Origin of the sequence: Entomohabitans teleogrylli, from assembly GCF_001484765.1 — a bacterium.
In the GTDB taxonomy this organism is placed as follows: domain Bacteria; phylum Pseudomonadota; class Gammaproteobacteria; order Enterobacterales; family Enterobacteriaceae; genus Entomohabitans; species Entomohabitans teleogrylli.
The window spans coordinates 124,964-136,890 of the sequence record NZ_LLXO01000017.1 but is presented as its reverse complement, the minus strand read 5'-3'; the positions used below and the strand labels follow the sequence as shown (position 1 = coordinate 136,890).

General features: G+C 60.6%; 8 protein-coding genes. 2 read left to right on the top strand and 6 right to left on the bottom strand.

Annotated elements, in window-relative coordinates; genetic code table 11:
- Positions 1-114 precede the first annotated feature (114 nt).
- The 3 genes from AQ981_RS19535 to fes are packed head-to-tail and all read right to left on the bottom strand — an operon-like array spanning position 115 to position 5,502.
- The gene (locus tag AQ981_RS19535) at positions 115-4,017 is read right to left on the bottom strand and encodes an enterobactin synthase subunit F (RefSeq protein ID WP_071608958.1); all 3,903 of its coding nucleotides are present in this window, start codon (positions 4,015-4,017) and stop codon (positions 115-117) included.
- A gap of 24 nt (positions 4,018-4,041) precedes the next feature.
- Positions 4,042-4,257 (bottom strand): MbtH family protein, encoded by a 216-nt coding sequence (locus tag AQ981_RS19530; RefSeq protein WP_058913426.1) that lies wholly within the window; start codon positions 4,255-4,257, stop codon positions 4,042-4,044.
- Positions 4,258-4,272: 15 nt separating this feature from the next.
- Entirely contained in the window at positions 4,273-5,502 is a 1,230-nt protein-coding gene (gene fes / locus AQ981_RS19525) for an enterochelin esterase (RefSeq protein WP_058913425.1), read from the bottom strand.
- A 268-nt stretch (positions 5,503-5,770) separates the two neighbouring features.
- Between fes and AQ981_RS19520 the strand changes: the two genes are divergently transcribed.
- Positions 5,771-8,011 (top strand): TonB-dependent siderophore receptor, encoded by a 2,241-nt coding sequence (locus AQ981_RS19520; protein ID WP_058913424.1) that lies wholly within the window; start codon positions 5,771-5,773, stop codon positions 8,009-8,011.
- 118 nt (positions 8,012-8,129) lie between these two features.
- Here AQ981_RS19520 and AQ981_RS19515 read toward each other — a convergent pair whose 3' ends face one another.
- Positions 8,130-9,140 carry an Ldh family oxidoreductase gene (locus AQ981_RS19515; protein WP_058913423.1) on the bottom strand — a complete coding sequence of 337 codons (1,011 nt, stop codon included), beginning with the start codon at positions 9,138-9,140 and terminating at the stop codon, positions 8,130-8,132.
- A gap of 197 nt (positions 9,141-9,337) precedes the next feature.
- Here AQ981_RS19515 and AQ981_RS28195 point away from each other — a divergent pair, with 197 nt between their 5' ends.
- On the top strand, positions 9,338-9,487 hold the full coding sequence (locus AQ981_RS28195) for a hypothetical protein (protein WP_249226351.1): 150 nt from the start codon (positions 9,338-9,340) through the stop codon (positions 9,485-9,487).
- On the opposite strand, the gene ampC is transcribed toward AQ981_RS28195, so the two are convergent.
- Complete coding sequence (ampC, locus tag AQ981_RS19510; protein WP_058913422.1) at positions 9,484-10,617, bottom strand: class C beta-lactamase; 1,134 nt, start codon at positions 10,615-10,617, stop codon at positions 9,484-9,486. The genes AQ981_RS28195 and ampC overlap by 4 nt on opposite strands.
- A gap of 160 nt (positions 10,618-10,777) precedes the next feature.
- Positions 10,778-11,926 (bottom strand): FMN-dependent L-lactate dehydrogenase LldD, encoded by a 1,149-nt coding sequence (gene lldD / locus AQ981_RS19505; RefSeq protein WP_058913437.1) that lies wholly within the window; start codon positions 11,924-11,926, stop codon positions 10,778-10,780.
- Position 11,927 lies beyond the last annotated feature (1 nt).

Below are 11,927 nucleotides of genomic sequence, written 5' to 3'. Positions count from 1 at the left end.
GAATTTCCTCCCCAGGAAAAAACCGCAATGAACGGAATTCCTGCCCAGGCAAAAATGACCACAACGAACAAAACTCATACCACGTTACAAAAAACCACTTACCGGGAGCGGAACTCACACTCCCCTTAACACCTCATTAATCACCGGCCCTATCGCCTGAAACTGCTGCGGCGTAATAATCTCCACATGCGCACAATCCAGCGGGTACACCTCCAGTTCGCGAATCCACGGCGCCCAGGCCTGGCGCGCATCCATTCCCGCCGGGACCGTGTTACTGGCGACAAACAGCGTCGCTTTACCGTCAAAAACCGTACTGTGGGCGGTGATCAGCAGCCGAACAGCATCCGCGTAATTCCCTTCGATAGTGCTGAACAGCCGTTCAGAAGACGGTCCCTGCCGGGCGGCAAGAAATGCTTCCCGCTCGCGGTTAATCTCCGCCAGCACCTCCGAATCCAGTTGCCCGGCGTCCTTATCCGCCCAGTTCTGGGTTTCCGGCGGCCAGGTATCCAGCAGACCAAGAAACGCCACCTGCTCGCCCTGCGCCCGCAGCCGGGCGGCAATCGCCTGCGCCAGCGTCCCTCCCAGCGAATATCCCAGCAGATGCCACGGCCCATGAGATTGCAGACGCTTTAAAGTACTCAGATGCTGCTCCACTACCTCATCCAGCGTCGCCGCCTGCTGCATCGGACCGTCAGGCCGCGGCGACTGAATACCGGTAATCGACCAGCAGGGATCGAGATAACGCTGCAAAACGCTGAACTGCCAGGCGAATCCCGAGGCCGGATGGAAACAGAACAGCGTCGGCCCTTCGCTGACCCGCAGCGGCAGCACCGCCCCGAAACCCGCGTTTTCCCCCTCTTCCGGCTGCGCGCTGAGCGCCTGCGCCAGACCGGCCACCGTCGAAGCCACCATGATCTGGCCAACGTTCACCGCACATCCCAGTTCGCGGCGTAATTCTGCCGCCAGACGCATTGCCAGCAGCGAATGACCGCCCAGCGCGAAGAAATCCTGTTCCGCAAACGCCACCTCGCATTCCAGCAGACGGCTGAATGCCGCGGCAATCGTCGCCTCCGGACCCGGCAGCGGCGCCCTGCCAGCCCTCGCGCCCCCCAGTTGTGGTCGCGGCAGCGCTTTACGATCCAGCTTACCGTTGGCGCTGAGCGGCAGCCCGGCGATTTCCACCAGCGCCACCGGCACCATATGCGCGGGTAGCAGCGCGGCCAGTTGCTGGCGCAGGGCATCGGTATCCAGGCGTTGCCCGGCTTGCGCCACCAGATAGCCCACCAGTTGACGGGCATCGCCGCCGCTGGCGGCAGTCTCATTCAGGACACAGGCGTGCGTAACCGCGCCGGCCACCCCCGGTAACTGATGCAGCGCATTGTCAATCTCGCCCAGTTCAATACGCTGGCCGCGCAGCTTAAGCTGATCGTCGCTGCGACCGAGATATTCCACCGCGCCATTGTCCAGCCAGCGCGCCACATCCCCGGTACGATACATGCGCTCGCCGGGAGCGAACGGATCGGCGATAAAGCGACTGGCGGTCAGATCCGGACGCGCCAGATAGCCCTGCGCCAGTTGAATGCCGGTCAGGTAGAGATCGCCGGCGATCCCCGGCGGCACCGGGCGCATCGCCGCGTCAAGGATACGCAATCCGGTATTCCATACCGGCCAGCCAATCGGCACGCTGTTGCCGCTCACCGCGGCCAGCGCTTCGCCATAAGCCGGGTACCAGCTTACATCCACCGCCGCTTCGGTAGGACCATACAGATTATGCAGCGGCACCTGGGTCAGTTGCTCCCATTCGCGGCACAATCCGGCGGGCAGCGCTTCTCCGCTGCAGAACACCCGGCGCAGCGAACGACAGCTGGCAATCGCCTGCGCAGAGGTCAGCGCGCCGACAAACGCCGCCAGCATCGACGGTACAAAATGAGTAGTGGTCACCTGCCAGCGCGTGAAAAGCTGCTGCAGGACCTGCGGATCGCGGTGCGCTTCCGGCGGTGCCATCACCAGTTGCGCTCCAACCATCAGCGGCCAGAAAAACTCCCATACCGAAACATCAAAACTGCACGGCGTTTTCTGTAACACCACATCCCCCGCCTGCAGCGGGTAGCTGTCCTGCATCCACAGCAAACGGTTGACGATCGCCGTCTGGCCGACCATCACCCCCTTCGGACGGCCAGTGGAGCCGGAGGTAAAAATCACATAGGCAGTATGTTGCGGCCGGGACAGCGCCAGCGGCGCCCCGCCACTTTCCGCCGGCAGACAGGCGCTGTAGCAAAATGTCTCCAGATCCGCTAAAGCGCCAAAGCGCGCAAGCTGGGACGCTTCCGTAATCAGCAACCGTGGACGGGCGTCCTCAAGCATCATCTGCAGGCGTTCATCCGGGTAGCCGGTATCCAGCGGCAGCCAGGCGGCGCCGGCTTCAACAATGGCCTGTAGCGCCAGAGAAAGAAACACTGAACGCGGCAGCGCCACGGCCACCACATCGCCAGGCTGTACCCCGCGCTGGCGCAGGGTTACCGCCAGCGCCAGCACCTGCTCGCGCATCGCCTGATAACTGAACTGATACTGCTCATCCGCCAGCGCCGGCGCCTGCGGCGTCTGCTGCGCCTGGCGGGCGATAATGTCGCTGAGCGTCAACGATGGCACCGCCATTGCGGTAGCGTTGATTTGCGCCAGTTGCCGCCGCTCTTCTTCGTGAAGCAGGCAGACTTCACTACAGCGCAGCGCCGGGTTGTCGGCAAACTGCCGCACCAGTAGCGCCAGGCGCCGGATATGGCCGTCGAGACGTTCAGCCTGATAGCGATCGGCGTTAGCCAGTACTTCCATACCGGCGCGCCCCTGCTCATCAAGATACAGCGCAATCTCCAGATCGCGCACCGGGCCGGACGCCAGTTGATGGGTTATCCCTTCAATACCGTTAAAGTCGAGCCGGTAGTCAAACATCTTCAGGTTAACCACCGCGCTGTATAGCGGATCCGCCTGCAGGCTAAAGCCGCGGTCGCGCTGGATCTGCTCAGCGTCATAGCGCTGATGGCGACGCAGCTTCTTCATCTGGCTTGCCAGACTGTGGGCCAGCGCCGCAAGCGTCTCATCGGCCGGGATGCGTACTTCATAGGGCAACACGTTCAGTACCGGACCGGTAGCGCACAGCGCCGCAGAGCCAATACGGCGCATAAAGATAAACCCGGCGGAGAAGTCCTGACGATTACTGAGCCGCCCCAGCCACAGGGAGACCAGCGCCAGCAGCGTATCGGCGGCGGAAAGCCCTTCGGCCCGATAACTATCGCTCAGGCGGGAAAAATCCGCGGCGTCAATATCCAGCCAGCGACGAATCAGCGGCGCGGAAGGTTCCACGGCGCTGAGGGGTTTATCGGAAAGGGTGACTGGCGGCGGCATCTGCGCCATGCGATCGCGCCAGAAATCCGCATCGCGCTGCCAGGCGGCAGAGCCGTGATAGTGCTGATACTCTTCCACCACCTCGCTGAACGGAACAAACGGCGACGCTCCCGGGTCGCCCCCCTGGCACAGCGCCGAATAAATTACCGCAATCCGCCGGGTGATGGCGGTAAAGCTGAAACCGTCCACCACCAGATGATGATAGCGCTGGTACCAGAACCAGCGCTGTTCCCCGACCCGCATCAGGCAGTGATAATACATCTCCCGCCGCTGGCTGAGACGCAAATCCTGGCTGAGATCGTCTTGCATACGCCGCCGGGCGGCGGCCTGCGGATCCGCGACGGCGCGTAGATCGATAATCTGCGGCGCCTGAAACTGAAATTGCTCATCCACCCACTGGCGCGGCACTCCGTCCAGCTCAGCATGACGCATTCTGAGGGTGTCGGCTTCGGCCATACCGCAGACAATAGCCCGGGCCAGTAATCCGGCATCCACATGCCCATTCAGCTCCACAAAATGGGCGACGCTCCAGCTTGCCGGACGTTCGGATAGTTTATCCGCCATCCAGATACCCGGCTGCGCCGCGACCAGCGGCAGGCTGTGCGCCGGCACTTCCACCTTCAGATCATTCACTACCCCACCTCACTGACGATTCGATCGGGAAAAACAGGACGGCGTCAATGTCTGCCACTGCGCGTCCAGCCAGTTGAAACATTCCGCCTGCGGCTGCGGACCGAATACCGCTTTCCAGCCTGCCGGCAGCACACACAGCGCCGGCCACAGGCTGAACTGATGCCGATCGTTTTCCAGAATCAAGAATTGCCCCTGCGGATCGTCAAAAGGGTTACTGTATTCCATGCCTTACTCCTGTCATCAATGGGTCTGCTGCGGCGTCGGCGCTATCGCTGGCGACCACAGAGCGCTCAGGCCGTTAATCAGCCCGCCGCGCCAGCAGAGCGCGTCATGCCCACCGTCGATCTGGCGGTAGATAAGTGACGGCTGGGTACGTTGTAGTAAGGGCACCAGGCGGGAATGCGCCTGGTGAATCAGCGGCTCCCGGAGGCCCGCTTCGAGGTAAATGCGCAGCGGCGCCTGTCCGACGCTGCCGCTGGCCAGCTCTTCAATCAGTTGCCCGCTGCCGTCGCGCCGCGGCCACCAGTAAGACCCCGACTGGCTCAGCACACAGCCGAAGGTCTGCGGCCAGTGCAAACCGGCATACAGAGCAGACAGCCCGCCAAAGCTTTGCCCGGCAACCACCGTGGTGGCCGGATCCTCACGCCAGCTCACCAGGCTGCGCAATAGCGGTAACAGCTCCTGCTGCACCGCCAGCCAGAAATCGGCATTACAGGGCAGTTCCCGGGCCCGGTGGGCGGTATCAATCACATCGATCAACACATACAGCGCCGGGGGAAGCTGACCGCGCCGGGTTTGCGCTTCCAGCGCCGGCCAGACAGGCATACTCTGCGCCCAGAACTGACCGTCGAGTAAAATCGCCAGCGGCCGCTGGCCCTCGGGAGCCGCGCCGGCAGTGAAAATCCACACCCGCCGCTGATTGCCCAGCCGGGTACTGCGCCATTCAATACAGCGCGGCGGAGTGAAATCAGGTGCCGGCTCGTCCCAGCCCGGCTGGGGCGGCGCCTCCGGCATATGCAGCGCCGAAGTGGCATGACCACGCCCGCCGCGCCAGCTGTGGGAATTGAAAGGGTCGGCGATGGCCTGCGGTAACAGCTTGCGCCAGCCGGCGCGCAAAGCGGTACGGTCCGGCGGAGTCTGTAGCGCCGCGGCGGAAAAATCATGGTTATCTTCGCTCGGTATCAGGCAGTAGCTGCCGCGCCAGCCGGCGCTCAGGCAGGTCTGCCAGCGCCAGACATCGCTGCCCGGCAGCCGTTCGAGGCTTTGCGGCGCCGACTGCTGATGGTGATCGGTCACCCCGGTAATGTACAGCCACACCCGTCGCACCGGAGAAATCTGCTCATCCCCCTGCGGATCGCGCCACCAGAATGTCACCCGATAACCGCCGGCGCCGTCAGGCTCAATCTCCGGGATCCCGGAGCGCCGCTTTTCCTCCCACCAGGCATCACTGCCCGTTTCATGATCAGGCACCGTGGCTTAACCTTATGTTATTCATAGTGAAAATGTATTCGCGAGAAAATTATAGATAATAATATTGATAATTATTTGCGTTTGCAATAGCGTATTGCCGCAACCGTAACCCTCAACGGTTAGTTTTTGATAATAGTCCTGGTCCCCGGTAAACCGCATATTTCCTGTATTTCCGGGTCATCAGGCACGTTTCTTTCACCACGTGACATTCAACTGCCCTTCCCGATGGGACGGAGTCCTCCAGGGCAGTCGGAAAGCAGGATTCATAATGAATAAAAAAATTCAGTACTCCCTCGCCATGCTGATTAATTTGGGGATATACGGCGCCGCTATGCCGGCTTTTGCCGCCGAAGAAAGCAGCGATGCCAGCGAAAGCGCAGAAAAACAGAGTAACGAAGATACCATGGTGGTCACCGCCGCCCAGCAGAACCTGCAGGCGCCCGGGGTTTCCACCATCACCGCCGACGAGATCCGCAAACGCCCTCCGGCCCGCGATGTGTCAGAGATCATCCGCACCATGCCTGGCGTTAACCTGACCGGTAACTCCACCAGCGGTCAGCGCGGCAATAACCGCCAGATTGATATTCGCGGTATGGGCCCGGAAAACACCCTGATCCTGATTGACGGCAAACCGGTCACCAGCCGCAACTCAATTCGCCTCGGCTGGCGCGGCGAACGCGATACCCGCGGGGACACCAGTTGGGTTCCGCCGGAGATGATCGAGCAAATTGACGTCATCCGCGGACCTGCCGCGGTGCGCTACGGCAACGGCGCCGCTGGCGGGGTGGTGAATATCATCACCAAACGTAGCAGCAATGAATGGCACGGCTCGTGGAACACCTATTTCAACGTTCCACAGCACAAGCAGGAAGGCGCCACCAAACGCACAAACTTCAGCCTTACCGGACCGCTGGGCGGCGACGTTAGCTTCCGCCTGTGGGGGGATCTCGACAAAACCCAGGCTGACGCCTGGGACATTAACGAAAACCATCGTTCTGAACGCACCGGCATTTACCAGGATACCATGCCAGCCGGTCGCGAAGGGGTGATCAACAAAGACATCAACGGTCAGTTGCGCTGGGAATTCGCGCCAATGCAGGCGCTGGAGTTTGAAACCGGCTACAGCCGCCAGGGCAACCTGTATGCCGGCGATACCCAGAACACCAACTCCAACGATCTGGTGAAAGAGAACTACGGTAAAGAGACCAACCGCCTCTACCGCCAGAACTACTCGCTGACCTGGACCGGCAGTTGGGATAACGGCGTCTCCACCAATAGTTACGCCCAGTACGAACGCACCCGTAACTCCCGTAAAGGCGAAGGACTGGCCGGCGGCACCGAAGGAATCTTCAGCAGTAACCAGTTCACGGATATCGATCTGGCCGACGTGCTGCTGCACAGTGAAGTCAGCATTCCGTTTGATCTTCTGGTCAATCAGAACCTGACACTGGGCAGCGAATGGAATCAGCAGCGCATGAAGGACAACGCCTCCAATACCCAGACCCTGATGGGCGGCAATATTGATGGCGTACCGACCGGCGCTCGCAGCCCCTACTCGAAAGCGGAAATCTTCTCTCTGTTCGCCGAAGACAACATGGAGATCACCGACAGCACCATGCTGACCCCGGCGCTGCGTTTCGATCACCACAGCATTGTCGGCAATAACTGGAGCCCGTCGCTGAACCTCTCTCAGGGGCTGACCGATGAGCTGACCCTGAAAATGGGTATCGGCCGGGCCTATAAAGCGCCGAGCCTGTATCAGACCAACCCGAACTACATTCTCTACAGTAAAGGGCAGGGCTGCTACGCCAGCTCCGGCGGCTGTTACCTGATGGGCAACACCGACCTGAAAGCGGAAACCAGCATCAACAAAGAGATCGGACTGGAGTGGAAGTACGAAGGCTATCAGGCCGGTATTACCTGGTTCCGCAACGATTACCGCGACAAGATTGAAGCCGGCTATGCGCCTAAATCCAACAACGGTACCTCTGACATTTACATGTGGGAAAACGTACCGAAAGCGGTTGTCGAAGGTCTGGAGGGCACCGTCAATATTCCGGTTACCGACACGGTAAGCTGGAACAACAATATGACCTGGATGCTGCAGAGCAAAAACAAAACTACCGGCGATCGTCTGTCGATCATTCCGGAGTTCACGCTCAACTCCACCCTGAGCTGGCAGGTACAGGACGATCTGTCGCTGCAAAGCACCCTGACCTGGTATGGCCGTCAGAAGCCGAAGCTGTATAACTACAAGGGTGAAGCGGTAACCGGTAGTGAGAAAAACGAAGTTAGCCCGTACAGCATCGTTGGCCTGAGCGCCACCTGGGATGCCACCAAAAACGTTAGCTTCACCACCGGCGTGGATAACCTCTTTGATAAGCGTCACTGGCGCGAAGGCAATGCCCAGAGCACTGGCGGCGCCACTGGCTATATGTACGGCGCTGGCGCTGCGACCTATAACGAGTCTGGCCGCACCTGGTATCTGAGTGTGAATACCCACTTCTGATAATGGCTGCGCCACATTGCCCCTGCCGCGGGTTGCAGGATAAGAGCAATAACGCGCGCTAACATCTCAAACGCCAGAGCATGTCGCTCTGGCGTTTTTTCATCAGCGCATCGCCGGTTTACTGGCCCAGCGCCACAATATCCTCATACAGCGCCCGGGGAATATTCACCCCCTGCGCTTCGCTGACCGGCCGCGCCTGGTAGCGGCGTTCTCCCGGTAACCGCGCTCCCTGCGCCTGCATGCCGCTGAATAACGCCTCCGCCCGGGCCAGATGCTGCGCCGTTTCATCGCCGAGGAAGCGCCAGGGATCGAGGGCGATAATCAGCTCGCCGCCCATCGGTAAACCACCGGCTCCGGCGTCATACTCCAGCGACTCCTGACTGGTCATATCGCCAATCAGCGGCCCGGCGATAAGCTCCACCATCGCTGCCAGCGCCGAGCCTTTATGGCCGCCAAATGTCAGCATCGCGCCGTCCAGCACCGCCGCCGCATCGGTCGAGGGGCGGCCTGCGCCGTCAATGCCCCAGCCCGGCGGCAGCGCTTTACCCGCTCTGCGGTGCAACTCAATCTCACCGCGCGCCGCGGCGCTGGTGGCCATATCGAAGATAAACGGCGGTTGACTGGCCCGCGGCCAGCCAAAGGCGATGGGGTTGGTGCCGAACAGCGGCCGGGTTCCTCCGGCAGGCGCCACCCAGGCGTGGCTCGGGGTGCAGGCCAGCGCCACCAGCCCCTGTTCGGTCAACGGTTCAATATCCGCCCACAGCGCGGAAAAATGCACACAGTGATTAATCGCCAGCGCCGCAATACCACACCGGCGTGTCTTTTCGACCAGTAGCGGCAGCGCCTGCTCCAGCGCCAGCAGCGAAAAAGCGCCGCCGGCATCGGCGCGGACCACCGCCGGCGCTTTATCTTCCAGACGCGGCAAGGCATCCGGCGACACTTTCCCCGCGCGCAGGGTATGAACGCAGCCGAGTAGCCGGTATAACCCGTGAGAAGCGCAGCCGTCGCGCTCGCCACCGCAGACATTCGCCACCATTGCCCGGGCGTGCGCGGCGCTGAAACCATTGTGAGTAAGTACCCGCAGCGCCAGTTGATAAGCTTCCGCCAGTGAGAGATTCACTGTCTCCATTAACCTGTCTCCTGTATGTCGTTATGACCCTTAACCTTAGCCTGACCTGCGCCGGATGCCTGGCAATAACCTGCCGCACAGACCGGGCACAAGTGTAATACAGAGAAATCTGTGATTGGCTTCAGACTATCCTGATGCTCCTGACGGTGAAATTACCGGAAAGTCACTCCGGAACTATACAGACCTGGAGTCGCAGAATGAAAAACAGATTAGGATGGGTGGCTTTACTGGCAGCGCTGGCGCTCAGCGGTTGTGTCTACCATGATAGCGATCGCCGTCATCACCATCACGACAGGGGGAGCATGGACGATGGCGACCGCCGCCACCATGGCGATCGCTGGCGCTAATCCTCCGGCACGCCATAAATAATGCGCCAGGCGGCATTAACCCGTACTTCATTCGGGAACCACTTATTCGCCAGCATAATCAACGCGGTGTTTTGCGCCGGAATAAACACCGCATAGGTGGAAAAACCATCGGTCGAGCCGGTCTTGTTATACCACGCCACCCTGGCGCCTGGCTGAGGCGGGGTTAACGGGCTAGCCTCGCTGCCTTTCATCAGAACCCCGCCGCGGTTGCCGGCGACCAGCTGTTTCATGCCGACGGGGATCGGATAGTATTCCCACATCATGCCCTGAATAAACGCTCCGCTGCGGTAATAGCCGGTGTGAGTCAGGTTAATCGCCTGCCGCCAGGGCGCAGCGAGCGTGTCATTACGCATCTGCAAATCCAGCCAGCGCAACAAATCGGCGCTGGTCGATTTCAGCCCGTAGCTCTCGGCGTCCAGTGGCCTTTTCGCCAGGCGTACCGGCTGATTGCGCTTGTTATAGCCCTGAGCGTAGCGGCGCTTTTCACTTTCCGGCACCTCAATCCAGCTCTGGCTCATTCCCAGCGCCGGCAACATCTCCTGTTGCATCAGCGCGGTAAACGGCTTATCGAGGCTGCGGGCGGCGACGAGTCCCAGTAGCCCGACCCCCGTATTGGAGTATACCCGCCGCGTTCCCGGCTCGGCAGGCGGCTGCCAGTCCCGATACCATGTCAGCAGTTGCTCTTCCCGGATGACGGAATCCGGTACAAACAGCGGTAGTCCGGAGGTATGGGTCGCCAGATTGAGTAGCGATACCCGGTCAAATGCGCTGTGGCGCAGTTCCGGAATATAGCGGCTGACCGGATCGGCAAAATCCATATCCCCGACAACCGCCGCATAGCCGGCCAGGGTGGCGGTAAACGTTTTGCTCAGCGAACCAATTTCAAACAGCGTCTGTTCAGTCACTGGCTGTTGGCTGGCAAGAGACTGCGCGCCAAAATTATAAAAGTAGTGTTGACCGTTAACCGACAGGCCAACCGCCATACCGGGGATCTGGTACTGCGCCATCAGCGGCCGAATAACGGCAGCCACGTCCGGGGGCTGTGAGAGCGCTGGCAGAGCCCCCAGAGCCAGAGCGCCGCCGACGAACAAGCGTAAACGTTGTGCCATCACCCTTCCCTTTTTCCATATCCATAATAAAAACGCCCCTGCGGCCTGCGCCGGGGGCGAAAAATCGTTCAGGCATTGTTTTTATAAACAGCTGCCGATAGCGTTACCAGTAAAAAAACGATTTTCAGAGCAATTTAATCTCCGACTCTCTGTCCGGGCGCTACGCCTGTAGCCCTTCCTGCACCAGCAACTCGCGGGTAATTTCACCGATCGACTTCGCGCCGGTGAGGGTCATCGCCACGCGTATCTCTTTTTCAATCAGATCCAGCAAATTGGCCACGCCGCGTTCTCCGTGAGTGGCCAGCGCATACAGATATGCCCGGCCCAGCAGAACCGTATCCGCCCCCAGCGCAATCATTCGCACCACGTCCAGCCCGTTGCGCACCCCGCTATCCGCGAGGATGGCAATCTCCCCTTTGACCGCATCGGCAATCGCCGGCAGCGCCCGGGCGGAAGAGAGCACGCCGTCCAGCTGTCGGCCGCCATGGTTCGACACCACAATCCCGTCGGCCCCAAAGCGCACCGCATCGCGGGCGTCCTGCGGATCGAGAATCCCTTTGATAACCATCGGGCCATCCCAGAATTCGCGGATCCACTCGAGGTCTTTCCACGAGATAGAGGGGTCGAAGTTATTCGCCAGCCAGCCGATATAGTCCTCCAGCCCGGTCGGCGTTCCCCGGTAAGCGGAAATATTGCCCAGATCGTGAGGGCGGCCAAGCAGCCCGACATCCCACGACCAGCCGGGATGGACAACCGCCTGCCAGTAACGACGCAGCGCGGCATAAGGCCCGCTCATGCCAGAATGGGCGTCCCGGTAGCGGGCGCCTGGGGTCGGCATATCCACGGTAAACACCAGCGTCGAACAGCCCGCCGCTTTCGCCCGCTCCAGCGCATTACGCATAAAGCCACGATCTTTCAGTACGTAAAGCTGGAACCACATCGGGCGATCGATGGCCGGTGTAACCTCCTCAATCGGGCAAACCGACACTGTAGACAGGGTAAAGGGGATCCCCTTCGCACAGGCCGCGCGCGCCGCCTGTACTTCGCCGCGGCGGGCATACATACCGCACAGCCCAACCGGACCGAGCGCCACCGGCATGGCGAGCGTTTCCTTAAACAGGGTGGTTTCCAGACTCAGCGCCGACATGTTTTTCAGCACCCGCTGGCGCAGCGCCACCCGGGAAAGATCGTCGACATTGTGTTTCAGGGTATATTCGGCATACGCCCCGCCATCAATGTAGTGAAACAGGAATGGCGGCAGCTTGCGCCGGGCTGCGGCGCGATAGTCGCTGGCGGCAGAAATAATCATC